This is a genomic window from Arthrobacter bambusae, assembly GCF_030812595.1.
Lineage (GTDB): Bacteria > Actinomycetota > Actinomycetes > Actinomycetales > Micrococcaceae > Arthrobacter > Arthrobacter bambusae_B.
In genome coordinates, this window is sequence record NZ_JAUSSZ010000003.1 from 235,291 (window position 1) to 260,948 (window position 25,658).

A 25,658-nucleotide genomic window follows, 5' to 3' on the forward strand; every position below is an offset into this window, starting at 1 on the left:
AGTCCCTATGGATGATGCCGGCTGGTGCTTTCAACATGCACGGCTCCTCAACATTAGGAAAGCACTAGGAATGCACTAGGAAAGCGGCGAATACACCCGCAGCGCCCGGCGTTTCACGGTGAACTGCGCGTTCCGCACACCGGGCAACGGCTCGCCGTCGACCGCTATGACCAACGGTTCGCCGGACCCCTCGATGCTGAGTTCCGCCGCCTCCGCGAAGTGGGTCACCTTGGACGTACCCACCGTTCCGGTGAGGACCGCCCACAGCAGCCGCAACCGCGCAAAAGGCTCATCGGCAGTGACCATGCGGATGTCAAGCACCCCGTCGTCAAGAACGGGACGCATCAACGGCGCCAGATCGCGCGGGTAGTAGCGGCCACGGCCCAGGTAGAGGATCCACAACTTGTGGGGGACACCGTCGATCCGGAGGGTGGTGGGCCTTGCCGCGGCGAACGTGCGCAGGCCTGCGACGAGTCCAGCGAGGGGCTTCCCTAGGGCGGGCTGCAGCCGTTCGCGCCTCCGCACCAGGTTGGGATAGACACCCACGCTCGCCGTATTGAGCATCATGAGCTCTGTTGTCCCGGCCTGGCCGTCGATGCCGCGGGCCGCGCTCACATGCCCCAGGTCCGTCCATGCTGCCGTTCCCGTTTTGGCGGCTTTGAGTGCCCCTTCGAGGGATCGGGCGTCCACGTCGCGTGCGAAATGGTTGAGCGTTCCGCCCGGGAGCACCAGCAACGGCAAAGAGTGCTCGACGGCGGCGGCCGCCGCGGCGCCGACGGTTCCGTCACCGCCCCACACCCCCAAGGCCTTTGTCCCGGGCCGAGTTGCTGCGGCCCGGATTTCGGCAACCACATCGTCGCCGTCCGAAATCAGGCTTATATGCGAATTGGGGAATATTTCCCGGAGTTGCGTCTCGGTCTCGGGCGAGTAGGAACCGCCAAGGGCATTGACCGCAATACTGAGCCCCTCGCCGTCGCCGACTGCAGGCGCTTCCGCCGCAGAACGGTCCGTGGCCGGAATTGGAGGCCGGGCGGGCCACCATCTTCGCGTCAAGAGGGCCGCTCCGGCTCCTATCGCCGAGCCAAGCACCACGTCCGAGGGCCAGTGGGCGCCGGTATGAATCCGGGAGTACGCCACGCCAGCCGCAACGGGAGCCAAGGCTACGCCAAGTCGGGGATCCACCAGCGCGACGCCAAGCGTGAACGCCACGGCAGAAGCCGAATGACCCGAAGGCATGGAGGAACTTGTGGGCTGCGGATTGACAAAGCGGAAAGCCGGAAGCAGTTCGGGCAATGGCCGGGTCCGCGGAAGAAGCGTCTTGAATCCCAGGTTGGTGACGGCCGAGGCAACACCGAGGGCCAGGAGTCCGTGGATCGCCGCATTGCGGGGCTTGCCCGGAAATGCCGCGCAGACGCCTGCCACCGCGAACCAGAGCTTGCCCTTGGTTGCGGCCCTCGAGAGGCTTTTCAAGACGTCGTCATGCCGGCCTTCGGGCCACCGCGAGACCAGGCGGACGGCCGCCCGATCCAGTCGCCCTATCCGGCGCGACCCCCATTGCAGCGTGCTTCGCATCCCACCAGACTACCGGCGAGGGGGTTAGGATGTGGGGATGGCGGGGATCATTTACCCGCCTCGGGCACGGAGCAAGCGACCCGCAGGGCAGGGTGTCGCGTAGGGTAAACCATCAGGAAGCTCTCGGCATGCTCCAAGGCAACGACCATAGTCTTCGGGCATGCTCTCAAAGCCTCAACTCATCAACAGCGGCATCGGGGTGGCCGTAGTCGGCATTGCCGCCGGTGCCTTCTTCGTGTTGAACGGCGCGCCGCAAACCGCCTCCGACACCACCGCACGCACCGTCGCGGTCAGCACAGCGGACCTCACCGCGGTGTCCACCGCCAGCGGTAACGTTTCGCCCGCAAGCACCACGGTCATCAATGCACAGAACTGCACGGGGCCCATCGCCACGGTCTCCGCGGTGACCGGTCAGCAGGTCACCGCCGGGCAAGTGCTGGTCACCATTGATCCGACGAACGCCCAGAACGCCCTGGCAGTGGCACAGGCCCAGCTGGATTCCGCCGCGGCTCAGGCAAACCAACAGCAGGCCTCAGCCAGCAACCAGGTAGCATCTGCGAGCCAGAGCCTGGCCAATGCCCAACAGACGGCCGACTTGGACGCGAGCCAGCAAGCCAGTGCCGTGGCCGCCGCGCAAACAGCAGTAAACAACGACAACGCAGCTGTCTCTTCTGCGCAGGCCACCGCCACTGCCCAGCCGAAAAACCAGGCAGCCCAGTCCGCCCTCACCGCGGCGCAGGCTCAGCTGGCGAAGGACAACCAAGCGCTGACCCAGGCAGCCAACCAGCAAGCCAGCTCGACCCTCAAGGACAAAGAGCAACTTGCGTCGGCCGCAACCGCCCTCAATTCCGCCCAAAACGGTGGCGGCGCCACGTCCAACACGACATCTGCCCAGATCGCCGTTGACACCGCGACGAAGAACCTTGCGTCCTGCTCCCTCGCCGCCCCGGTTTCGGGTACGGTGACCGCCGTGAACGCGGTTGTCGGAGGCAACGCCGGGAGCAGCTCCAGCTCATCCGCTTCCGGATCCGCGGGTTCCGGTTCCTCAGGAGCCTCCGGTTCCTCCAGCAGCGCTTCCACAAGCGCCGCGAGCACATCGTCTTCCGGTCTCATCACGATCAGCGACACGGCGCACCTGCAGGTCATCGCCAACTTCGCCGAATCGGACATTGCCGCCATGAAGACCGGCGACTCAGCCACCTTCACCTTCCCGGCACTCAAGACCGACCCCTCCGCGGCACCGGTCACCGGGACCATCACCGCGATTGCCCAGAACGCCACAACCACTAACAATGTGGTCAGCTACCCGGTGACGATCTCCATCAAGAACCCTCCGGCTGCCCTGCGACTCGGGCAGAGCGCCAACATCACGGTTACCACGGCCACCGCCAAGAACGCGCTGACCGTGCCGTCGCTGGCCATCACCACCACCGGAACCAAACAGACCGTCAACGTGATGAAGAACGGGACCGCGACGCCGGTGACCATCACCACCGGGATCACGGACAACGGCCGCACCCAGGTGCTCACCGGACTTAGCGCGGGCGATCAGATCGAACTCCCAGCCATCTCCTCCACCCTGGACACCACCGGCGGCACTGGACGGACCGGGACGGGCGGATTTGGCGGTACGGGTGGATTCGGTGGCGCAGGCGGTTCCGGCTTTACTGGCGGCACCGGTGGCAACCGCGGAAATGGCGGGTAAGAAACCGTGAACGACGCCGTCATCCAACTGGACTCCGTGAGCAAGATCTACGGCAAAGGGGAGGCCGAAGTACGGGCACTTGATTCCGTCAGCATCTCCATCGACCGGGGCGACTTCGTGGCCATCATCGGTGCCTCGGGCTCCGGAAAGTCCACCATGATGAACATCATCGGTTGCCTCGACGGCGCCACCCAGGGGACTTATCGCCTGGACGGCATCGATACCGGCACCTTGGACGAATTCCAGCTCGCCCAGATCCGCAACCGGAAAATCGGCTTCGTCTTCCAGAACTTCAACCTGATACCTCGCACGCGGGCAGTGGACAACGTCGCCATGCCGCTCGCTTACGCCAAAGTGCACCGCAAGGAACGGCGCGAGCGGGCCTTGGAAGTGCTCGGCTCAGTGGGTTTGGCCGAACGGGCCGACCACAAGCCTTCACAGCTCTCCGGTGGACAGCAGCAGCGCGTTGCCATCGCCCGCGCACTCGTGACAAACCCGGTGCTGCTGCTGGCCGACGAGCCTACGGGAGCCCTGGATACCAAGTCCTCGCACGAAATCCTGGATCTCTTCGAGTCGTTGCACGCCAACGGCCGGACCATCGTCATGATCACCCACGAGGCCGACGTCGCGGCGCGGGCCAACCGGGTTGTGCGGTTCCAGGACGGGCGCATCATTGAGGACCACCGGCTTCGGGACGTCCACGCCCACCCGGTAGCGACGGCGGTCCCGGCATGATGATCGCCGAATCCATTCGCTTCGCCCTGACAGGGGTGATGGCCAACAAGATGCGCTCCATCCTCACCACCCTGGGCATCCTGATCGGCATCGCCTCCGTCATCATCCTGCTGGCCGTCGGCGCCGGAACCTCCAACGCCATCAAATCCCAGATCGGCAAACTGGGAACCAACGTGCTCACGGTGAGCCGCCAGACGACGGCGGGCGGCCGCGCCGCAGGCGGCGGACAAGCCGTCACAGGTCCACGGTCCCGTGGCACCAACCTCACGCTCCAGGACATGGCCGCGCTGACTGACCCCGTCATGGCCCCCGACGTCGCCGCAACGGCGCCGGTGGTCACGGCACAGAACGTCACGGGCACCTACCAGGACGCAACCCACGCGGTCGCAACATTCGTGGGGACCACGCCGTCGTACTTTTCCATTTCGAACGACACGCTCGCCGCAGGGTCCTACTTCAGCGAAGGTGACGCCAGCAACGGTACCGCCGTGGCCGTGATCGGAAACACCGTGGCGCAGGACCTCGTGGGGAGCTCGGTCACCTCGGCGGTGGGGCAGACAATCGCCCTCAACGGCCAGAACTTCGTGGTCTCCGGCGTCCTGGCTCAAAAGGGCTCCTCGGGCCTCAACGATCCGGATGACATTGTGGTGATCCCCTACAGTGCAGCCCAGGACAAGTTCACCGGATATTCGCCGTCCCTCGCATCCATCAGCGTCCAAGCGAAGTCAGCGGACGTGATGAACCAGGCCCAGAACGAGGTTCAGATGATCCTCGATGCCAGGCACAACGTCACCTCTGCAAACCGTGACTATCAAGTGCGGAACCAGGCGCAGATCCTCACTACGGCCACCAACACCACGGCCACGCTGACCGTCCTCCTGGGCGCCGTGGCCGGAATTTCGCTCCTGGTGGGCGGAATCGGCGTCATGAACATCATGCTTGTCACGGTCACGGAACGTACCCGCGAAATCGGTATCCGCAAGGCGATCGGAGCCTCGCGGGGCAGCATCGTGAGCCAGTTCCTGATCGAATCGCTCATCATTTCGCTTATCGGCGGGGTTCTGGGCATTGCCGCCGGCTACATCGGCAGCGCCTTTCCCCTGCTCGGAACCCAACCCGAAGTCCAGTGGTGGACCGTGTGGCTGTCCTTCCTGGTATCAGCCGCGATCGGCTTGATTTTCGGAATCTACCCGGCCAACAAAGCCGCGAAACTCCGGCCGATCGACGCCCTGCGGTACGAATAGCCGCCACAGTCCTACTCCCAGCACTTAAAAGAAACAGCCAACAGGAGATCGATAAATGTCCTATTCAGCACCGGAGCCCGGCCCCATGAACCAGCCGGAGCCCCAGCAGCCCTACACCCAATACCCCAACGCGGGACAGCCGACCGCGGTTCTCCAGGCCACCGGCCAGGAACCCCCCGCGCAGGGTTGGGGCCAGCCCCAGGCCTCGGAGCCGTTCGTGCCCAAGAAGCGTTTCCAGATGGGTCGACTGACGCAGATCCTCCTCGCCATCCTGCTGGTTGCCGTCGGGTTCTTTGCCGGCGTCGGCGTCACGAAGGCAATGGACGCGGGACAGACCCGTCCTGGCCGTGGCCAGTTCCAGAACTTCAACGGCGGCCAAGGCCGGAACCGGCAGAGCGGCGCTCCCAGCAACGGAGCGTCGCCGACTGCAATTCCGTCGGCGCCCGCCACGTCAGCTCCGTAGGCCTTTTGGTCACCGACTGGCTCGCAGTTGTCGCTTTGAGGCGACGGCTGCGGGTCAGTTCTCTTTAACGAGCGGCTTCGCGGCGCCGGCCAACCACAAGGCAATCAGGATCGGAACGCCTATGGCCAGCAAAGCCATGTGGATTCCGGTGTGGTCGCCCAAGTAGCCGAGGAGCGGAGGACCGGCGAGGAACGCGATGTAGCCGATTGTGGAGACTACCGAGACCCGTGCGGCAGCGTGCTTCGGGTCGTCGGCGGCGGCGGACATGCCCATCGGGAACGCCAAGGCAGCGCCGATACCCCACAGCGCGGCACCCGCCCCGGCAAGGATGAGGCTTCCCGCGAAGACGAAGAGTGCCAGCCCCACGGCAGCGGCAGCCATGCTTGCCCGAAGCACCGCAACCCGCCCGAAGCGGTCGATCGCGCGGCCGCCAAAAAACCGCATTAGGGTCATCGCGGCCACGAACAGCGCGAACAAGAGGGCGCCGGTCGATTCGGAAGCATCCAGGCCGTCCACCGTCGCCTTGGCGATCCAGTCGTTTCCGGCGCCTTCCGTGAGGGTCGCGCCGAGCACCACCACGCCGATCAACAGAGTGCGTGAGTCCCGCCAGGCCGAGGGACCGTTGACAGACGGCGCGCCGCCGTCGGGCACTGCCGTTGCGGATTCATGGGGCATGAAGTAACGCGGCGCGATCAGCATCAACACCACCACGACGCCGGCGATCACCAGCAGGTGCTCCGGCAGCCCGACCCCGATCTCCGAAAGCCACGCGCCGATCAAGGCGCCCACAAAGGCGCCGCCGCTGAAGGCCGCGTGGAACTGCGGCATGATGGTTCGCCCGAGCCGGTGTTCGACGTGGGCCCCCTCGATGTTCTGGGACACATCCCATAAACCGATCCCCACGCCGAAGAAGAACAGCGCCAAGGCGGTCCCCGCGACGGTACCGGCCATGAGCGAGAAGGCGACGGCAGTGCCTGCGACGGCAACGAGCATTCCGGCGGAACGAATGGTGTGCGCCGTACCGATCCTGCCGACCACCCAGCCCGCGGAAGGCAGCGCCACAAGGGACCCGACGGCGGTGCACAGCAACAGGGTGCCCATCTGCCCCGAGCCGAGGCTCAAGGCCTCCATCACGGCAGGAATGCGGGCTGCCCAACTGGCAAAGACCAGACCGTTCATGCCGAAGACCAGGAAAGTGGCGATTGCGGCGCCGTTCACGTTTTGGACGGTTTTGGTGCTGGTGGTCTTACGGTCACAACTTCCACAGAGATATTCACGTCGGGTTCGGTTCTTTGGTTTCCCGAGCGAGGTGGGCTTCGCTCGGGGTGGTAATGCGGGCAACGGCCTCGACGGCGATAGCCCGGTCATGCGGTTCGATGTCAAGGGCGGCGTGGATGAAGAGTCCCTCGATCAAGGCATCGAGCATCCTGCAGGTCTCGGGGTCGAAATGCAACCCCAGGGCCCTCCTGCTCCGGGCCATCCAGTCCCGCGTGATCCGGCGGAACACCGGCTTCCTGGCGGCGAGCGTATAGAGCTCGTGCGTCAGGACCAGGTCCCGCTGGGAATCCAGCAAGTCGAGGTGGATCAAGTCCACCACAGCCTGCCGGGCGCCGTCGACGTCCGCCGCTTCACCGAACTGCTGGTCGAAGCGGTCGGCGATCGAGTTTGCGAAACGCCTGAACGCCTCCGTCAGGAGCTCGTCCATGCTGACGAAGTGGTACGTCATCGAGCCCAGCGGAACTCCCGCGTGCTCGGCGATCTTGCGGTGCGAAGCGCCCGCAACGCCTTGGGTCGCGATCACGTCCAGGGCGGCGTCGATGATCCTATCCCTGCGTTCCGGATCAAAACGCCTGGAGGCCATGGTCAAATCTCCCGGATAACGCGGGCCGGATTCCCTACGGCAAGCGAGTTGGCGGGAATGTCCTTGGTCACCACGGCGCCCGCACCAATCACCGAGTTGTCCCCGATGCTCACTCCCGGAAGGACGATCGCTCCGCCGCCGAGCCAGACGTTGTCTCCGATGGTGATAGGTTCTGCCGCCTCCAGCCGGTCCCGGCGAGGCTGCGGTTCCACGGGATGGGTCGGCGTGAGGAGCTGGACGTTAGGCCCGATCTGGCAATCTTCCCCAATAGTGATCGGGGCAACGTCCAGGGCGGTCAGGTTGTAGTTAATGAAGGTCCGCGCGCCCACTGTGAGGTAGGTGCCGTAGTCAACGTAGAGCGGCGGCTTGATGTGGGCTTCATCGCCGAGGCTTCCCAGGAGCTCTTCGAGGATGGGCCGTGCGGCGTCCGGATCCTCGACGTAGGCGGCGGCGTACTTCGACTGGAGGACGACAGCTCGCTGCGATTCCTTGGCACTTTCGGGATCGTCGGAAATATAGAGGTCACCTGCGAGCATTCGTTCACGGTTCGTGCGGGGGTCGCCTGCGAAGTAATCGGCCATGCGTACGATCGTACACATCGTTGCGTCCGCACGGAAGTCGACCGCACGCGGGCGCCGTGGAACCCCACTAAGGGCCAGATTTAGCGCGCCCGCTCCACCCGGGACTCGTCCCAGACCGGCTCGGCGGATTCGTAGACCTTGCCGTCGGAACCGAAGACCAGGAAGCGGTCGAACGACTTGGCGCACCAGCGATCGTGCGTGACAGCCAGGACGGTACCTTCGAACGCGTCGATTGCACGCTCCAGGGCTTCGCCCGAGTGGAGGTCCAGGTTGTCCGTGGGTTCGTCCAGGAGCAGGAGCGTGGCACCTGACAGCTGGAGGAGCAGGATCTGGAAGCGGGCTTGCTGCCCTCCGGAGAGCGACTCGTACTTCTGCTCGGCGGAGCCCACCAGCCCGTAGGAGTCAAGCGCGCCGGAGGCGGCCTCGCGGCCCAGCCCGGAACGGTGTTCGTCGCCTCGGTGGAGGATGTCCAGGAGCGTCCGACCAAGGAGGTCCGGACGGGAATGGGTCTGCGCGAAGAATCCCGGACGGATCCTGGCACCCAGTTTCACGGTTCCTTCGTGCGGGACTTCAGCGATCTCGACGTCGGACACCGGCAGGTGCTCACGCTCGGGATCCGTGCCGCCGGCTGCCAAGAGCCGCAGGAAGTGGCTCTTGCCCGAGCCGTTGGAACCGAGGACGCCCACGCGGTCGCCGAACCAGATCTCGGTGGAGAACGGCCTCATGAGGCCCGTGAGTTCAAGCTTTTCAGCCACCACGGCACGTTTGGCTGTCCTGCCTCCCTTGAGGCGCATGTGCACGTTCTGCTCCAGCGGCAGCGCCTCGGGCGGACCGGCTTCCAGGAACTTGGCGAGGCGGGTCTGCGCGGCCTGGTACTTGTTGGCCATGTCCGAGCGGAACGCGGCCTTGGTCTTGTACATGTTCACGAGTTCCTTGAGCTTCAGGTGCTCCTCGTCCCAGCGCTTGCGCAGTTCCTCGAACCGCGCGTTGCGGTCGATACGCGCATCCACATAGGTGCCGAATCCGCCGCCGTGGACCCAGGCGCCGGCACCGTTGATGCCGGGCTCGAGCGTCACGATGCGGCCCGCGGCGTTGTTGAGCAGCTCGCGGTCGTGGCTGATGAAGAAGACCGTCTTCTTGGATTCGTTGAGTTTGCTTTCGAGCCAGCGCTTCCCGGGAACGTCTAGGTAGTTATCCGGTTCGTCCAGGAGCAGCAGCTGGTCCGGGCCGGAGAAGAGCGCCTCAAGCACCAGCCGCTTTTGCTCGCCGCCCGAAAGGCTCGACGCCGGGCGGTGCTGCGCGCGGTCAAACGGGATGCCCAGTGCGGCCATGCAGACCTCGTCCCACACGGTCTCGACGTCGTACCCTCCGGCGTCTCCCCAGTCCACGATCGCTTGCGCGTACTGCATCTGGGTGGGCTCGTCGTCGTGCTCCATCATGGCGAGCTCCGCCTCGTCGACTGCCTTGGCAGCCGCGGCGAGGGCCGGCGGCGCCGCTGAAACGAGCAGGTCACGAACGGTTGATTCATCGCGGACCTGGCCGACGAACTGGCGCATGATGCCCATGGTGCCGGAACGGCCCACCACTCCTTCGTCGGGCGTGAGGTCGCCGGCGATGATCTTGAACAGGGTGGTCTTGCCGGTTCCATTGGGCCCGATCAGGGCTGTTTTGCTGCCGTCCGGGACCTTGAAGGTCACGCCGTTGAGCAGCTGGGTGCCGTCGGAGAGGAAGTAGTCGATGCCTGAAACGTCAATATGGGCCACCGCCCAATCTTCCCACGGACCACGTGGGACTCCTCAGTTGCCCGTTTCGCCCGGCAAGACCGGCCGTTCGCCGGTAACGGCGCCAGTGAGGTAGCGCTGGATTGTTGGCCCCGGCGCTTGGACGACGACGGCGTGCGACCCCGGCTCATGCCGGTTTCCGGGTCGCGGCGGTTTTCCGGCGGGCAAAGTCCGGGGCGTGCTCCGGCCGGGGGCCGAAGGCGATCATGAGGGCCGGAAGTTTCCGGAACCAGGGCACGTGGCGTGCGATGAAGACCAGCGGACCCGGCGGTCCCGCCAACTGGCCTTTAACTGCGGGGCTGAAGACCGCCTTCTGGATGAGGAGCTGCATATTCTGGATCACCACCGTGGGGAACCAGCGCCGCTTCTGCACTGAAGCGAGCTCGGCCTCGCCGAGGGTGCCCTGAAGCAAGGGGCGGGCGATACGCTGGGCCGCGGCGACAGCGTCCTGGATGGCCAGGTTGATCCCTACGCCACCTGCGGGGGACATGGCGTGGGCGGCGTCGCCGATGAGGAGGAGGCCTGGTTTGTGCCACGGCTTGATCCGGTTGAGCTTCACATCAAGCAAATGGACATCGTCCATGGATCCGATTTCGTCCACGCGGTCCGCCAGGTCCGGGCGGATGCGGGCCACGCGGGCACGGAAACTCTCCACCCCTTCGGCACGTATTTGCGGATCCTTGCCCTTCTCCGCGATGTAGGCGATCTGGTAGAAGTCCTTGCGGGTCAGGCTGAGGAGCACATCGGAGCCAGAGAATCGGGGCATGATCGAGGCCAGCCGCTCCTGTTCGTCCGCGCGCCTGGAGAGCCTGAACCACCATGTGTCGAACGGCACGGGGAACTCCCGGGGGATAAGCCCTGCTTTATGCCGGATCACCGAACTGCGGCCGTCGCATGCCACTGTCAGCGTCGCGCGAAGCTCTCCCGTGCCGGTTTCGACGCCGGACGCGGCGTCCCAGGTGCGGTACGCCACCCCGGCGACCTTCCCGCCGTCGTCGTACAGCAGATCAGTGGCCTCGGTGTTCATCCGGATCGTGAACTGCGGCTCTTCCCGTGCGGCATCCACCAGGAAATTCAGGAGGTCCCACTGCGGAACCATGGCTACGTAATCGTAGGGTGGCTTGAGGCGATCGAAGTCGATCAGGGTCACCTCATTGCCGCCCGTGGGGAGCTTGAAATTGCCGAGTTTGCTTTGGGGCAGCGCGCGGAATCCCTCGCCGAGGCCGAGCTCATCCAAGAGCCGGATGGTGGAGGGGTGGACGGTATCGCCGCGGAAATCGCGAAGGAAGTCGGCATGCTTTTCGAGGACGGTGACCTCGAGGCCGGCCCGGGCCAGAAGGAGTCCGAGCATCACCCCGGCGGGACCCCCGCCCACGACGACGCAAGTGGTGCTTTCGAACTGGTCCATGGCCACCCCCAAGGATTCCCGCAAAGAATTCATCAAGCGTTGAATTAATTGTGCATCCGCCCGGATGGCCTGTCCAGAGGGTTTCCAGGTGCCGCCGGCGTCATCGACGCCCGCTCACGTATCTCCCGTTTTCCAACGACGCCCGCTCACATATAGCGCCTAAATGCCCGATCCTCCTGCGAGCGTCCTCCGGCGCGGCCGTCAGCCGGCCGCGGTCAGGAACGACTTGAGCAGGGGGCCGCTGGTTGTTGCTCCGAGGCCGCCGTCTTCAACGAACACTGCCACAGCCAGGTCTCCGTGCACCGCAACGATCCAGGCGTGCGTCTTGGGCGGGTTGTCGTTTCCGAATTCGGCCGTCCCGGTCTTGGCGCCCACCGGAGCACCCGGCACCGAGGCAAGGAAACCGGCGTGGCCGGAGGTCACCACGGCCCTCATCATGTCATTCAGCGCGGCCGCCTCCGCCGGGGTAACCGGCTTGTCGGGCTGCGAAGCGAGGGGGGACGCGGCAGGAGACGCGGACGACGACGGCGAGCCGGACGCCGTCGGAGTGGCACCCGCGGAGGGGGAGACCGAGCCCTGGTTCAGGACGAGCTGGGGCGAAACCGGCGCGCCGTGGGCCACGGAGGCGGCCATAACGGCCGCCGCCAGCGGAGAAAGCAGCACCTTGCCTTGGCCAATCATCGAAGCAGCGTGCTCGGTGCCGTCAGCGTTTCCGGGGATGGAGCCTAGGAAGGCGTCGGTCCCCAACTTGGGGGTTTGGACGGCCAATCCCAAGGAATGTGCCGCAGATTCGAGCTGGGCTTGGCTGACCTTGTCCCGTGAACTGATGAAGGCCGTGTTGCACGAATGGGCAAATGCGTCACGCAAAGTAACGGAGCCGAGCGACGACGCCGGATAGCCTTCGGCATTCTTGAAGGTCCGACCGTCCACGGTGATTGTCGGCGTGCAGTCAACTTTGGAATCCGGCGTCATCCCATTGCGGATCAAGGCGAGCGAGTCGACGATCTTGAACGTGGAGCCCGGCGCGTACTGGCCCAGCATTGCCGTGTTGTAGCCGTTGCTTCCGGGGCCGGAGGCCGCTGCGAGGACGGCGCCGGTGGAAGGGCGGAGCGCCACGATTGCCGAAGCCGGGCCAACGCCCGCCAGGGTGTCTTCAGCGAGTTGCTGCAAGCGCGGATCCAACGTGGTCTTCAGGGGATCGCCGGGCTTCGTGTCGACGGAAAAAAGGACCCGGCGGGGATCCGGTTTGGCTGCCTTGAGCTGGTCGTCGGTCATGCCTGGTGGCCGGACCTTGATGGAGACTCCATCCTGGCCACGGAGCTGGGCGTCGTACTGTTCCTCCAGGCCGCCGGTCCCGACGACGTCCCCCGCTTTGAGGGCCCCTCCGGCCTTTTGGATCTGTTCGGCGCTTGCCTCAGCCACGCTGCCCAACACTGCTCGGGCAAAAGTGCGCGTGGGCGCCAAAGGCAGGGAATCAGGAATGGCGCGGGCACCGGGAATCGCAGCAATCTGCTGGTCCGTGATCGGCCGGCCGTCCTGACGCAGGGTTATGGCGCTGACAAAAGCCTGCGGACCCGATGCCTGGACCTGTTTCACGTATGCGGCTTCGTCCACGCCGACAACTTGTGCGAGTTTCGCGGCCGAAGCAGCAGGATCCGCGGATCCGATCGTGGTTTTGTCGATGCCGACGTAGACCACGGGACGGTAGCTGATCAATTTGGCGTCCCCGGCGCCCAGGATTTCAGCCCTGGCCGGGGGAGTGATCGCTTTGTCGAGGACTTCGCCTTCCTTCAGGTCCGGCTCCAAGAGGGTCGTCGCCCATTGGACGGCCCATTTGTCGCCCGATTTCTTCAGCGCTGCCTGGGAGGTGTACTTCCACTCCGCGGTCCCGATCTTCCACGTGAAGTTGAGCGGGAAGGTCGCTTTGTCGCCGTCGAGCTTCACCGCGCCGCTTTCAACGGAAGGCTTGGCCGGATCGAGGGCCGCAAACACCGCCTTGAGCTGCTCGTTTGCCGCTGCGGCATCTTTGCCGTCCACGGCAAGCGATCCGACGTCGAGCGCTGCCAGAGACGAGGCGAGTTGCTTGGCCGCGCCCTCCGCCCCGGAGCGGCCGTCATCACAAGCAGACAGCGAGCCGGCAATCATCAGGGCGGTAAGCGCCAGGACAATATTCTTAGTTTTCCCCATTTGCACGATTATGCCTTCTTGAACCGACAGGAATGATCCAAAGCACACCACGTTGCGCTTTTGTGATGGTCCAGGTTTGTGATGGTTCAGGCTCGCGCCGGGCCGCGCGGATCCTCGGGGCTCCGGATGATCCGGCGTTGGGTCGCCACCGCGATGGCCGCGGTCCTGTTGTCGACGCCGAGCTTGCCGTAGATATGCACCAAATGTGTCTTGACCGTGGCCTCGGAAATGAAGAGTTGCCTCGCCATGGCCCGGTTGCTCATGCCGGTGGCAAGGAGCTCGACGAGCTGGACTTCACGGGCACTCAAGGCGTTCACCGGATTGCGGATCCTGCCCATGAGCCGCGCCGCGACCTCGGGTGCAAGGGCCGTCTGGCCCGCTGCCGCGGACACCACGGCCTCGCGGATTTGTTCCGGCGGCGCATCCTTGAGCATGTATCCGCTGGCTCCGGCTTCCACCGCGGCGAGGATGTCGGCGTCGTTGTCGTATGTGGTCAGGATCAGGACCGGCGGCGGGGGAGTCCCTGCTTCACCGGCTTTGATCTTGCCGGTGGCCGTGACGCCGTCCATCCCCGAGCCCATTTGCAAGTCCATGAGAACCACGTCCACGGGTTCGCCGAGAGTGTGGAGCTTCGACAGTTCCGCCAATGCGGCCCCGCCGTCGGCCGCTTCCGCCACGACGTGGACTCCTTCCAAGTCGCCCAACATGGCCCGAAGCCCTGCGCGGACCACGGGATGATCGTCAACAAGCAAGACCCGGATGTTTTTGGTCATGAGGCCGCTTCCGGAACGGGGTTGCCCGCACCCAGGGGCAGCCGGACCGCCACCACCGTTCCCTCCCCGGGAGCCGACTCGACGTCGAGGCTTCCATCAAGGGCCGCGAGCCGCTCGCGGAGGCTTTTGAGCCCGACGCCGGTTCCGTCACCGCGGCTTGCCGCGGCAGCGGCCGCTGCGGGATCGAAGCCCGCGCCGTCGTCGAACACGTCCATGGTCACTTCGGCGTCCAGAAACGACAAGGTGACGACGGCGGTGCCCGCGTGGGCGTGCGCCCACACGTTCGCCAGGGAAGACTGCGCCGCCCGCAACAAGGTGGTCCGATAAGGATTGGGCAGCGGGCGCGGCGTGCCCTGGAGCTCGAAGCGGCAGCGCAATGTGGCTCCGCGTGCGGCTGCCTCGGCTTCGGTCTTGCTGCATAGGCGCCGCAGGGTGTCTGCCAAGCTGGACTCGTCCAGCTCCGGAGAGCCGAGCCCGCGCACAAAATTGCGGGCCTCCGCGAGGTTGCTGGCCGCTGTCTCCCGGACGGTCCGAAGGCGGTCACGGGCCGCTACGTCGTCACCGGCGTCGAGGGCATTCTCCGCCGAGCGCCCCATCAGGACGATGCTCGAGAATCCCTGCGCCAGGGTGTCGTGGATTTCGCGGGCGAGTCTTTCACGCTCAGCCAGCACGCCGGCGTCGTGCTGGCTGCGCGCCAGCTCGGCCCGGGTGCGGCGCAATTCCTCGGCGGCGAGGCGTTGGTTCTCTGCTTCGACGTAGAGCGCCCGATACGCCAGGCCTGTGACAACTGCGAAGGCCGCCCCGAAGACGGGCCCGAGGACCATGGCGAGTTGCAGGGCGTCCGCCCCGGCACCACGATTATGGAACCACATTGCCGCGACCAGGAGTGCGGTGCTTGCAGCTATCGCTGGGAGAGCGGTGCGTCGGGGCAAGATGTGCAGTTGCAGGAAGAACAGCGGGAAAGCCATCCAAGCGAAGTCCGGACTGATGAGCATGAGCAGCAGCCACAGGAAACCTACGACGGCGAGCCACCAGCGCGCGTATGGCTTCGGATCGAAACGCCCGGAATTGGCGGCATGTCGCTTTTCAAGAACCGTCCCCAAGAGATAGACGGCCGCCAGTAGCAGCGCCAGGCCGAGGCCTGCCCCGGTGGTGAAAGGCGAAAGGCCCGCGACAGCAAGCCTCACCACCGCCACCAATAAGAGCACCGCGAATCCCACGTGCAAGCTCACGCGCAGGACCCGCAGAATCACCGCGGAGCCACTCGGCTGATGCGCGTCACCGTGCTGGGCCTGCGGCGCAGGCTTTGCGGTGGCTTGCGGCAAATCGTCTCCCTGCATGCTCTCCAGCCTAGCCTCGGCCGCCGGCATTTTTGCCCTAGTTCCGCGCCATCCGGGCCCAATCAACCAAACGGATGATCCGCGGGTCAACCAAGGCGATCGGAGGAGTCCATCCACCGCCCGATGATTGGCGGGCCGCCTGCCCGGAGAGTTGAAACAGGACCAGAAGATCGCCTCCGAACCAAAGGAATTCCATGTTTCTCGCCGTGCGCGACATCCGCTTCGCCAAGGGCCGTTTCGCCCTCATGGGAAGCGTCGTCGCCCTCATCACGCTCCTCCTCGTTATGCTCTCCGGGCTTACCGCGGGCCTCGGCAACCAGTCGACCTCAGCCATCGCGAGCCTTCCGGCGCAGCAAATCGCCTTCGGCGCACCGGCTGGAGGCGAGGCGAAGGCCTCTTATACGGAATCGGAAGTCTCCAACCAGCAGCTCGAAGCGTGGCGGAACCGGCCGGGTGTTGCATCCACCGAAGCCCTGGGTATCGCCCAGACTCGGTTCCAGTCGCTCGATTCCGCCAATAATCCGGCAGGCACCGCCAACGTCGCGGTCTTCGGGGCCGACGGCGGCATTTCGCCGGTAGCGGTTACGGAAGGCGACGTGGTGGTCGGGGATTCCCTCGCGAAGGAACTGTCGCTCAGTACCGGGAGCCGCGTGTCGGTGGGCGGCACCGCACTGACGGTCTCCGCCATTACCCAGGACCAGTGGTACTCGCACACCGGAGTCGTCTGGACCACCCGGGCAACATGGCAGAAGATCGCCCATTTTCCCGCTGGGGAATCGATTGGCACGGTCCTCGCGGTGAGCTACGACCCCGGAGCTTCCGTGGACCTCGATGCGGCCAATGCGTTGGCCGGCACCGTCAGCGCAACCCCGAGTGGTTCGTTCCAGGCCCTCGGTTCCTACAAAAGCGAAAACGGCTCCCTGATGCTGATGCAGGCTTTCCTCTACGGGATCTCTGCGCTTGTCATCGTCGCTTTCCTGACCGTCTGGACTGTCCAGCGCACACGCGACATCGCGGTGCTCAAGGCCATGGGTGCCTCGTCCGGCTACGTGGTGCGGGACGCGCTCGTCCAAGCAGGCATCGTCTTGCTTGCCGGGGCGGGACTGGGCGGCGGCCTTGGCATTCTTGGCGGTTTCTTCGCTGCCAAGGCGGCCCCGTTCCTCGTGACTGGGCTGACTACGCTCGTCCCGATTGCCGGCATCGTACTTCTTGGACTGGGCGGCGCGGCGCTGGCCGTACGAAGCATCACCAAGGTGGATCCGCTTATCGCCCTCGGCGGCAACTAGTCCCGTCCGTCCCTGCAGAAAATATTCAGTGAAAGGCATATTCATGAATCCCGTACTCAACCTCGTCAAGGTCAGCCTGGAATACCCGGACGGCGACTCCACCCTCAGGGCCTTGGACGCGGTGGATCTCCGGGTGGAGGCCGGGGAATTTTTCTCCCTCGTGGGTCCGTCCGGCTCCGGGAAGTCCTCGCTTCTGGCCGTGGCGGCAACATTGGTCCGGCCGGGGTCCGGGCTCGTCGTCATCGACGGCGTCGATGCCACCGGACTCAAGGGTGCCGGACTCACCTCGCTGCGCCGGGAAAAGGTGGGCATCATCTTCCAGCAACCCAATCTCCTGCCTTCACTGACCGCCGTCGAGCAACTGATCCTCGCTGATCATCTCCGCGGGAAGCCGGCGGCCAAGGCACGCAAGCGTGCCACGGAACTGCTCGACGTCGTCGGGCTCGGGCCTTCGCTCAACAAGCGCCCGCACCAACTTTCCGGAGGCCAGCGTCAGCGCGTGAATATCGCAAGGGCGCTCATGGGCCGGCCCCGGGTGCTGCTCGTCGACGAACCGACGGCGGCGCTGGACCACGAGCGCAGTGAATCGATCGTCCGGCTACTGCGTCGGGTCACGGAAGAGTTCTCGACGGCGACCGTCATGGTCACGCACGACACCGAGTTCCTGCCGCTCACCGACTCCGTCGCAACCATGCGGGACGGACGCCTCGATGTGGCATGCAGCCCGCAACCGTAGGGTCGCCCAACTGACTCGCAGCCGTTGGGTCAGTCCCCCATGACAGCCTCGTCCTGGGCGTCGTCGTAGGCGTCGCGGGCCTTGAGGATGCTGGGGACATGGTCCTCCGCCCAAAGACGCAAGAGCGTCAAGGGTTCCAGCAAGGACGCTCCAAGCTCGGTCAGTTCGTAGTCGACGCGCGGCGGCACTTGCGCGTGGACAGTGCGGGTAATAAGGCCGTCACGCTCGAGGGTGCGAAGGGTCTGGGTCAGCACCTTGGGGGTCACTACGTGGACCATCTTGCGAAGCTCGGAGAAGCGGATGGGGCCATCCGCGAGCACCTGCACCACCAACGAGGCCCATTTGTCGCCGATGCGCTGGAAGATCACCCGGGACGGGCAATCAGGGTCAAGCACATTCGCTGGCAGGCTGCTGGTATCCATGAGGTAACTAAGTTCCTTTGAAGCTATCAGTATCAATTAGATACTGTTTCCGTACTGCAAGGATAGCAACCCAAGGAGAGCCATGAAAATCGCAGTTTACGGCGCAACCGGCATGGTCGGAAGCCAGATCGTCAACGAATCCCTCACCCGCGGCCACGAGGTCACTGCCATCTCCCGCAAGGGTTCCGAGGTTGCCGGGGCGAAGGCCCTCGCCGCCGATCAAGCTGATGGCCAGAGCTTCGCGAAGATCGCCAAAGAGCACGACGCCGTCATCCTCGCCACCGGCCCCAGCCGCACCGGCGGAGATCACGGTGAATGGCTTGCGGCAATGGACACCGCCTACAGCAACGCAGAAGGCACGCGCCTCTTGATCGTCGGTGGTGCAGGCACACTGGAGATCGACGGCGTCCGCCTCCTCGATTCGCCGGACTTCCCCGAGGCCTACAAGGCCGAAGCAACCACTGCGGCCGCAGCCTTCGCCGCCGTCAAGGAAGCTCCCGAGAGCCTCGACTGGACCGTGCTCGCACCCGCGCCCGTCATCCAGCCAGGTGAGCGCACAGGAAAATACACCACGGCCAACGACACCCCGGCGGGCGGCACCATCTCCACCCAGGACTACGCTGTGGCCATGCTCGACGAGATCGAAACCCCGGCCCACCGCCGCGCGCGCTTCACCGCAGCGAACTAACCCAACCCCGGCTCACCTACAGCAGCCCATCCACCAACCCCCGGTCACCTACAGCGGCCCATTCGGGATTTTTCCGCCATAGGTGACCGGGCGTCCGGGAAACTCGGCCCATAGGTGACCGGGCGTCCGGGGGGATTTACGCGCCGAGGCCAAGCTCGGGTACGCGCAGTCCGAATATGTCCTTTAAGGCATATTTAGCAGCGTGGTACCCAGGCATTCCTGTCACTCCGGGCCCTGGGGGAGTGGACGAGGAGCACAGGTAGACGCCCGGCAAGGGGGTCCGCCACGGTACCGGCGAGAGCACGGGACGCTGCACCAGACCCCGAACGTCCATGATCCCCGCGCTGAAGTCGCCACCGGAATAGTTCGCGTTATAGTCGGCCAAGCCTGCCGCGGTGGTCGTCTTCCAAGCAACCACCACATCGCGGAAACCTGGCGCAAATTCCTCGATCCGGGAGATGACTGCCTCGGCCATGTCCACGGTTGATCCTTTGGGCACGTGGCAATACGACCAGAGAATGTGCCGCCCCGCCGGAGCGCGCCCGGGATCCACAATGGATGGTTGGGCCACAAGGACGTACGGCTTCCGGGGATGCCGGCCCGCAGCTACGAGGTTCTCGGCCTCGGCCAGGTCGGCCCGCGTGCCACCCACGTGTACTGTCCCGGCGTTCGCCAGCCCTGGAGCTGCCCAGGGCACCGGACTGGACAGGATGAAATCCACCTTGCATGCCGCATTCCCGAAACGGAATGTTTCCAGCGATCGCCTGTAGCGCCCTGGAAGCGCCGTACCCGCCATGCGCAGCAGTGCCGGGGGCGCGACGTCGAGCAGGATCGCCTTCGCAGGACGCAGTTCCTCCAAGGAATCGATCCGCACGCCGGTCTCAACCAGTCCACCGTGGTCTTCGATATCCCGGACCATGGCATCCGCGATGGCCACGGAACCCCCCACCGGCATGGGCCACCCGCCGGCATGGGCCAGCGCACCCAAAAGGAGTCCGGCCCCCGCGGCAGCGAGCGAGGGAAGCGGCGCCACAGCGTGCGCAGCGGCACCCGTCAAGAGTGCGGGAGCCGCATCCCCTGAGAAGCGCTGGTTCCACCACGGCGAGCCCTGCTCCAGAGTTGCCAGGCCGAGCCGTAGCGCGGCGACCGGATTGGCCGGCATCCGCAACAAATGGTTCTGCGTCACGTCCAGCACTCCGCCCAGCTGCTCCACCAAGGGTCCCATCAAGCGGGTAAATGCGGCCCCGTCGGCCCCAAGTTCAAAGGAGGTGCGCTCCAGCGAGCGATACGCGAGGGCGGCCCTCCCGCCGTCCAGCGGAGTTCCGTACTGGACCTCCGGCAGGCGCAACTCCACGCGGCGCTCAAGTTCAAAATTCCGGAAGAAACGCGAGGCCAGCGCCATCGGATGAACCGCTGAACAGACGTCGTAGACATGCCCGGGTTCCAACAGTTCAGCCGTCCGCGTTCCTCCGCCGAACGTCTCGGCAGCCTCGTACACCCGCACAGCCAGGCCCGCGCGGGCCATCACCACCGCTGCGGCCAAGCCGTTCGGCCCGGAGCCGACGACGGCGACCTCAGCCATCGCGTTCAGCCTCGCCATGCGAGGAGGACACTGAGTCGTGGGAAGTTTCGGAAGTCCCGCCACCGTCCTGGAAGCCGAGCCCGGACCGCTCCTCCAAGGACTTCAAGGGGCGCCGACGCCAGGGCAGCACCGATGCCGCAGGTCTCTTAAGGTCAACCCGGAACCAATCCTTGGCGCCATTGAACACGCCACCGTGGGGGTCATCCACACCCTGGACCCTAAGCGGATCCAGTTGCGGCTCCCAGATGTCCCACGCAACCCTCACCATCAAATATGCCGTTGCCACCATATGTAGCATCACAGCCATGACGTAGTACGGCATGTCGATGTTATTCTGGGCCGCCCCGCCACTGCTGATCTGGGCTAAATACATCCAGGTGGCAGCCCAATGCAATGCCTCAGCGGCCTGCCAGAGCAGGAAATCGCGCCAACGGGGCCTGGCCAAAGCCAGCAATGGCACAAGCCAGAGCACATATTGGGGCGAATAGACCTTATTGCTCAGAATGAAGGCCGCCACGATCAGGAACGTCAGCTGGGCCAGCCGCGGACGCCGCGGGGCTGTCAATGCCAATGCAGCAATCACAACGCATGCAAGGAGGAGCATGTCCATCGCCAAGGCATTGATGGCTCCGGGGCTAAGTTGGACCAGTTGAAGGCGCTCGGCAACAAGGTTGTAAGCAAACCACAAGGAGCTGTACCCGGCGGGGCGGTCCTGGGTGAAGTCGAAAAAATATCGCCAGCCGGCTGGGTTCACGACGGCGATCGGGGCGTTGACCGCCAGCCACGCTCCCGCGGCTGACAGGGTTGTCACAAAGAAGGCCCGCGGCCGGCCGCTACGTACCGCCAGTAGGAAAAGGGCACCCAGTATGAGCGCCGGGTAGAGCTTGGTGGCCGTACCCAAACCGATGAACAGCCCAGCTATGACGGGACGTTCCTTCGCAAAGAAGTACATCCCCACCGCAAGCATGGCCACGGCCCACATGTCCCAATTGATGACTCCGGCCAGCACCATCCCGGGCGCCACGGCCACCATGGCCGCGTCCCACGGGCGGTGCCGGTTAATGCGTGCGGTGGCCAGAACCACCACTATCCACATGGCCGCAATGAGGGCGGCATTCACATCGAAGTAGCCCAGGGTCCGTTCCGGGCTGGCACCGTGCCCGGGTACGAGCCATGCGGTGACACCCGCGATCAGCCCCGTGATCACGGGGTATTCGAAGAGGGCCTTCTGGTCGAAGAGCGGAAACACGCCATCCGCAAGGCCCCGGCTGTTGAAAAGTTCAGGGAAATCCGAGTAGCAGGTGGCATAAAACTGTTCGGGGGTGTGCCAGCCGTTGACACGGCAGTAGCCCTTGATCAGGATCGAGGTGATTGCGGCAGCGATCGTGAGGATGATCAGGACCCGTTCAACGGTGAAGAATCCCGGCGAAATGGATCCGGGGGAGGACCGTCGTCCGAGGGGACCGCCGATCAACTCGGTGAAGTTCCCGAGCAGGGAATCACTACGGCTGGGAACCACAAAGCGCGCACGCTTTTGCTGGATGTGCGGCTCTGTCTCCTGCATGAATCGAGCTTACCTTCCCCCTAAGCCGCGGCATTAAAAGGCGGAAGCCCACGCATAGCCGCGTGGGCTTCCGAGGCGAACGGTCCGATGTGTGCCATCAGTCCCTCCTGAATTGCAGTGGTGGAGACACTCAGCGGATGATGCCCATTTGGTGCAGGACGACGTAGACGTCTTCCCGGCGCTGGTCCAGCAGCTGTCCGTTGAAGAGGGTCTTGTCTTTGACAACGGGTTTGCTGTTGAAGACCATCAGGTCTTTGAGGCGCTTGGCCAAGGGTTCACCTCCTTTCGCCGTTGAAGAGAATTGCCGGAATTCAGGCATGACAATTAATCCTGCTGATTCCCATGGAAAAATCAGCGGAATTAGGCGCGTGAATGCCTGGCAATGAGGGCTGGATTAAGCGGGTTTCTCGAATGACCTAGACGGCACCGGGGACGAATTTCCGGCGTGTGGCATCCAGGGGCAGACGTCCCCAACAAGAAGCTGGTTCCGAACTATGAGGAAACTGCGCACCACGTCAATCGCGTGATACCGCTCAATGGCGGGGCCGATTCCGAGCCTGATTGCACCTCGAACTTCCCCCGAATAATCAGGGGAGGATGTACATCAGGGGAAATTAGGCCGCAAAACGGCGTCGAACACCGAAGGCCGGGGTGCCAGCGACAGTCATCTTCCATCCGCTAGTCAAAGTAATCATTTTCCCAACCTCCTTTTCTGCGTGGCGACATAGCCTGCTTTGGCACTATCCCAGCTGTCTCACTGGGTAGCGCACGCCTCAATCCCGGCGGATCGCTCTGGGATCAAAAATAAAGGTACACCATGAATTGCGTTGTTGACCAGCAAAATACAAACAATTTAGAAATTATTTCTACTTACAGTCCCCAGCGAAGAATGGCGGGAGTTCGTTTGTCCCATCCCAAGGTGCAGACTTTGGCTGTTCCGAGGACAAAGTGGCGTCCTTCACGGGCGTCCAATTCAAGCCAACGGGCCGTGAGGATGCGGGAAAAATGGCCGTGGGCGACAATCAGGACGTTGTCCATTCCGGATTCGAGAACGCGGGCAATGATCTTGTCGGCTCGGGCTGCCACGGAGTCGAGCGTCTCGCCGTTGGGAACGCCATCGGTCCAGATCAGGTAGTCCGGGTTGTCCTTGCGGATGAGGTCCGAGCTGATGCCTTCGTAGTCGCCGTAGTTCCACTCCACAGCCAGCGGTTCGTGGACGGCGTCGGGGAAGCCCGCCAACTCCGCGGTGCGCCGGGCTCGGCGCAGCGGTGATGTCAGGACCAGGTCGAAGTCGATGCCTTCCAGTATCTTGCGCGCTTCCACCGCCTGCTGCTCGCCCTCGACCGTCAAGGGAAGGTCCGTCAAACCGGTGTATTGCCCACTCTTGGACCATTCGGTCTCCCCGTGACGCATGATCCAGAGCTGTGGGCGCGAAAGCTTGGATACTGGGTTCACTTAGGACTCCTCTGGTTCGGCGGTGCCAGCTTTGGCATCGACGGCTGATTCCGATGAAAGTTCGACGGCGGACTCGGGTTGACCGCTCCACCACGCCAGGAGCTTGGACTCGGCCTCCTCTTGGGAGAGCGGGCCGTGTTCCATTCGCTGCTCGAGGAGGAACTTGTAGGCGCGGCCAACCACGGGGCCCGGTTTGAGTCCCAGCAAAGCCATGATCTGCGCTCCGTCCAAGTCCGGCCGGATGGCATTGAGGGATTCCTGTTCGGCCAGGACTTCAATCCGTTGCTCAAGGTCATCGTAGGCAAAGGAGAGCCGCTCGGCCTTGCGTTGGTTACGTGTGGTGACGTCGGATCGCGTCAGTCGGTGCAGGCGCTCCAGCAGGGGCCCGGCGTCTGTCACGTAGCGTCGGACTGCGGAATCGGTCCAGCCCGCCTCTCCGTATCCGTAGAAACGCATGTGGAGCTCCACAAGCCGCGCCACGGCCTTGACCGTGTCGTTGTCGAAGCGCAGCGCCTTCATGCGTTTTGCGGTCAGCTTGGATCCCACCATGTCGTGGTGGCGGAAGCTCACCGCCCCGCCAGGTTCGAAACGGCGCGTAGCCGGCTTCCCGACGTCGTGCATTAGCGCGGCGAAGCGCAACACAAAGTCCGGACCCGGCACCGGGCCGTCCGGACCCGTCTCGAGCGACGCGGCCTGCTCCAGGACCTGCAAGGAGTGCTGGTAGACGTCCTTGTGGCGGTGGTGCTCATCGGCTTCAAGGCGCAGCGCAGAGACCTCGGGGAGGACGAATTCCGCCAGTCCGGTATCCACGAGAAGGTCGATGCCCGCGCGTGGGTGCGCTCCGTTAATGAGCTTGACGAGCTCATCACGCACGCGTTCGGCGGAAATGATCTTGATCCGCTCGGCCATCCCGGACATGGCGAGTCGGACGTCGTCGTGCACTGAAACGCCAAGCTGCGCGGCGAAGCGGGCAGCGCGCATCATGCGAAGGGGGTCGTCGGAGAATGACGATTCGGGTGCGCCGGGCGTGGCGAGGACCGAGGCATGGAGATCGCGGACCCCGCCGAACGGATCCACGAGCTCCAGGGAGGGCAGCCGGAGCGCCATCGCGTTGATGGTGAAGTCGCGGCGCAGGAGGTCCTCCAGCAGCGAGGAACCGAAGGCCACGGCGGGCTTCCGGGAATCGGCGTCGTACGCCTCGGCGCGGTACGTCGTGATCTCGATCTGGAAGCCGGACTTCTTCATCCCGATCGTTCCAAAGGCGCGGCCGATTTCCCAGAAATTGTCGGCCCACCTCTTGATGACGGAAAGGGTCTGGTCCGGAGTGGCGTCGGTGGTGAAATCAAGGTCTGGCGAGACACGGCCCAGGAAGAGGTCCCGCACCGGGCCGCCAACCAGCGACAGTTCGAATCCAGCGTCCACGAACCGCTGGCCGAGGTCCAGGACTACTGGATCCATCTGGAAATTAACTGAAGAACTGTCCAATACTTGCGCCATAGTTCCTTAAGCTTGTCAGATTTCGCCGCGCCATCCCACCGGATCCTTGTCATGGCGCTGACGTTGCGTGGCGAATGCACCGGGATTGCTGCCGAACGCCATCCGCACGTCACCGTGTGTCCATGTCCCGGTCATCACCAACGGGCAAGAGTCGTTAGAGTGGACTTCATGGCCAACCCGATCCCGAGTGCTCCTGGCAGGAGGACGAACGCACCATTGCCGTCGGCAATCGGTGCCCACGTCGCGCCCGCTCCGCACCCGGCCCAGGCGGCCCTTCCGACCGTGGAGGAAGTCTCCGCCGGCGGCGTCGTAGTAGACACGTCCGACGGCGAACTGAGGGTTGCGATCATCGCCCGCCTTAATAGGGGTGGCCGGCTCGAGTGGTGCCTGCCGAAGGGGCACCCGGAGGGCAGGGAAAACAACGAGGAAGCGGCCGTCCGCGAGATTGCCGAAGAGACCGGAATCGAAGGCAAGGTCCTCGCTCCCCTCGGCAGCATCGACTACTGGTTCACGGTGAGCGGGCACCGCGTTCACAAGACCGTGCACCATTTCCTCCTGCGCGCCACGGGCGGGGACCTGACCATCGAGAACGATCCCGACCAAGAGGCCATCGATGCCGCTTGGGTCCCGCTCCGGGAATTGGCCCGAAAGTTGTCCTTTCCCAATGAGCGGCGCATCGCCGATCTTGCCCGCGAAGTCCTGCCCGAACACCTCTAACCCGGCCGTTCCTCCTGTCTGACGCCGCTTTGACGCAACAGGCCGCCCGGCTCATGGGACG

Annotated in this window: 23 protein-coding genes; 8 read left to right on the forward strand and 15 right to left on the reverse strand. The window is 64.5% G+C overall.

Annotated elements, in window-relative coordinates; genetic code table 11:
* Positions 1–75 precede the first annotated feature (75 nt).
* Entirely contained in the window at positions 76–1,572 is a 1,497-nt protein-coding gene (locus tag J2S96_RS06460; protein WP_306861060.1) for a bifunctional phosphatase PAP2/diacylglycerol kinase family protein, read from the reverse strand.
* Between the two features lie 160 nt (positions 1,573–1,732).
* Between J2S96_RS06460 and J2S96_RS06465 the strand changes: the two genes are divergently transcribed.
* Genes J2S96_RS06465 through J2S96_RS06480 form a run of 4 tightly spaced genes read left to right on the forward strand, consistent with a single transcriptional unit; the run spans position 1,733 to position 5,719 of the window.
* On the forward strand, positions 1,733–3,277 hold the full coding sequence (locus J2S96_RS06465; protein WP_306861062.1) for an efflux RND transporter periplasmic adaptor subunit: 1,545 nt from the start codon (positions 1,733–1,735) through the stop codon (positions 3,275–3,277).
* 6 nt (positions 3,278–3,283) lie between these two features.
* Complete coding sequence (locus J2S96_RS06470) at positions 3,284–4,012, forward strand: ABC transporter ATP-binding protein (protein WP_306861064.1); 729 nt, start codon at positions 3,284–3,286, stop codon at positions 4,010–4,012.
* Positions 4,009–5,256: an ABC transporter permease gene (locus J2S96_RS06475; RefSeq protein WP_306861066.1), complete on the forward strand. Its 1,248-nt coding sequence runs from the start codon at positions 4,009–4,011 to the stop codon at positions 5,254–5,256. The genes J2S96_RS06470 and J2S96_RS06475 overlap by 4 nt, the downstream gene beginning before the upstream one ends.
* 55 nt (positions 5,257–5,311) lie before the next feature.
* Positions 5,312–5,719, forward strand: coding sequence for a hypothetical protein (locus J2S96_RS06480; protein ID WP_306861068.1), 408 nt, complete (start codon positions 5,312–5,314; stop codon positions 5,717–5,719).
* Between the two features lie 54 nt (positions 5,720–5,773).
* Here J2S96_RS06480 and J2S96_RS06485 read toward each other — a convergent pair whose 3' ends face one another.
* From J2S96_RS06485 to J2S96_RS06520, 8 genes are all read right to left on the reverse strand, one after another.
* Positions 5,774–6,898: an MFS transporter gene (locus J2S96_RS06485; RefSeq protein WP_370873030.1), complete on the reverse strand. Its 1,125-nt coding sequence runs from the start codon at positions 6,896–6,898 to the stop codon at positions 5,774–5,776.
* Between the two features lie 94 nt (positions 6,899–6,992).
* Positions 6,993–7,580, reverse strand: a complete 588-nt coding sequence (locus tag J2S96_RS06490) for a TetR/AcrR family transcriptional regulator (RefSeq protein ID WP_306861072.1) — start codon at positions 7,578–7,580, stop codon at positions 6,993–6,995.
* Positions 7,581–7,582: 2 nt separating this feature from the next.
* A complete protein-coding gene (locus tag J2S96_RS06495) occupies positions 7,583–8,161 on the reverse strand; it encodes a sugar O-acetyltransferase (protein ID WP_306861074.1) in 579 nt (192 codons plus the stop codon).
* An 80-nt stretch (positions 8,162–8,241) separates the two neighbouring features.
* Positions 8,242–9,924, reverse strand: coding sequence for an ABC-F family ATP-binding cassette domain-containing protein (locus J2S96_RS06500; protein WP_306861076.1), 1,683 nt, complete (start codon positions 9,922–9,924; stop codon positions 8,242–8,244).
* A gap of 145 nt (positions 9,925–10,069) precedes the next feature.
* Positions 10,070–11,383 carry an FAD-dependent oxidoreductase gene (locus tag J2S96_RS06505; protein ID WP_306861302.1) on the reverse strand — a complete coding sequence of 438 codons (1,314 nt, stop codon included), beginning with the start codon at positions 11,381–11,383 and terminating at the stop codon, positions 10,070–10,072.
* 168 nt (positions 11,384–11,551) lie between these two features.
* Positions 11,552–13,537 carry a penicillin-binding transpeptidase domain-containing protein gene (locus tag J2S96_RS06510; RefSeq protein WP_306861078.1) on the reverse strand — a complete coding sequence of 662 codons (1,986 nt, stop codon included), beginning with the start codon at positions 13,535–13,537 and terminating at the stop codon, positions 11,552–11,554.
* Positions 13,538–13,623: 86 nt separating this feature from the next.
* On the reverse strand, positions 13,624–14,310 hold the full coding sequence (locus tag J2S96_RS06515) for a response regulator (RefSeq protein WP_306861080.1): 687 nt from the start codon (positions 14,308–14,310) through the stop codon (positions 13,624–13,626).
* Positions 14,307–15,650 carry a sensor histidine kinase gene (locus tag J2S96_RS06520; protein WP_306861082.1) on the reverse strand — a complete coding sequence of 448 codons (1,344 nt, stop codon included), beginning with the start codon at positions 15,648–15,650 and terminating at the stop codon, positions 14,307–14,309. The genes J2S96_RS06515 and J2S96_RS06520 overlap by 4 nt, the downstream gene beginning before the upstream one ends.
* A gap of 194 nt (positions 15,651–15,844) precedes the next feature.
* On the opposite strand from J2S96_RS06520, the gene J2S96_RS06525 reads away from it, so the two are divergent.
* Positions 15,845–16,936, forward strand: coding sequence for an ABC transporter permease (locus tag J2S96_RS06525; RefSeq protein WP_306861084.1), 1,092 nt, complete (start codon positions 15,845–15,847; stop codon positions 16,934–16,936).
* 43 nt (positions 16,937–16,979) lie between these two features.
* Complete coding sequence (locus J2S96_RS06530) at positions 16,980–17,672, forward strand: ABC transporter ATP-binding protein (RefSeq protein ID WP_306861086.1); 693 nt, start codon at positions 16,980–16,982, stop codon at positions 17,670–17,672.
* Between the two features lie 29 nt (positions 17,673–17,701).
* Here the strand turns inward: J2S96_RS06530 and J2S96_RS06535 are convergent, their stop codons facing one another.
* The gene (locus J2S96_RS06535; protein ID WP_306861088.1) at positions 17,702–18,094 is read right to left on the reverse strand and encodes a winged helix-turn-helix transcriptional regulator; all 393 of its coding nucleotides are present in this window, start codon (positions 18,092–18,094) and stop codon (positions 17,702–17,704) included.
* Positions 18,095–18,176: 82 nt separating this feature from the next.
* Between J2S96_RS06535 and J2S96_RS06540 the strand changes: the two genes are divergently transcribed.
* Complete coding sequence (locus J2S96_RS06540) at positions 18,177–18,782, forward strand: NAD(P)-dependent oxidoreductase (protein WP_306861090.1); 606 nt, start codon at positions 18,177–18,179, stop codon at positions 18,780–18,782.
* Between the two features lie 136 nt (positions 18,783–18,918).
* Here J2S96_RS06540 and J2S96_RS06545 read toward each other — a convergent pair whose 3' ends face one another.
* The 5 genes from J2S96_RS06545 to J2S96_RS06565 form a co-directional block, all read right to left on the reverse strand.
* Entirely contained in the window at positions 18,919–20,364 is a 1,446-nt protein-coding gene (locus J2S96_RS06545; RefSeq protein WP_306861092.1) for a phytoene desaturase family protein, read from the reverse strand.
* Positions 20,357–21,928 carry a glycosyltransferase family 87 protein gene (locus J2S96_RS06550; RefSeq protein ID WP_306861094.1) on the reverse strand — a complete coding sequence of 524 codons (1,572 nt, stop codon included), beginning with the start codon at positions 21,926–21,928 and terminating at the stop codon, positions 20,357–20,359. Before J2S96_RS06550 ends, J2S96_RS06545 begins: the two co-directional genes overlap by 8 nt.
* Before the next feature lie 130 nt (positions 21,929–22,058).
* Positions 22,059–22,247 carry a hypothetical protein gene (locus J2S96_RS06555; protein ID WP_306861095.1) on the reverse strand — a complete coding sequence of 63 codons (189 nt, stop codon included), beginning with the start codon at positions 22,245–22,247 and terminating at the stop codon, positions 22,059–22,061.
* A gap of 551 nt (positions 22,248–22,798) precedes the next feature.
* Positions 22,799–23,341: a histidine phosphatase family protein gene (locus J2S96_RS06560; RefSeq protein WP_078107119.1), complete on the reverse strand. Its 543-nt coding sequence runs from the start codon at positions 23,339–23,341 to the stop codon at positions 22,799–22,801.
* Between the two features lie 42 nt (positions 23,342–23,383).
* Positions 23,384–24,880, reverse strand: a complete 1,497-nt coding sequence (locus tag J2S96_RS06565) for a CCA tRNA nucleotidyltransferase (protein ID WP_306861097.1) — start codon at positions 24,878–24,880, stop codon at positions 23,384–23,386.
* A 216-nt stretch (positions 24,881–25,096) separates the two neighbouring features.
* Between J2S96_RS06565 and J2S96_RS06570 the strand changes: the two genes are divergently transcribed.
* Complete coding sequence (locus J2S96_RS06570; RefSeq protein WP_306861305.1) at positions 25,097–25,597, forward strand: NUDIX hydrolase; 501 nt, start codon at positions 25,097–25,099, stop codon at positions 25,595–25,597.
* Positions 25,598–25,658: the final 61 nt, after the last annotated feature.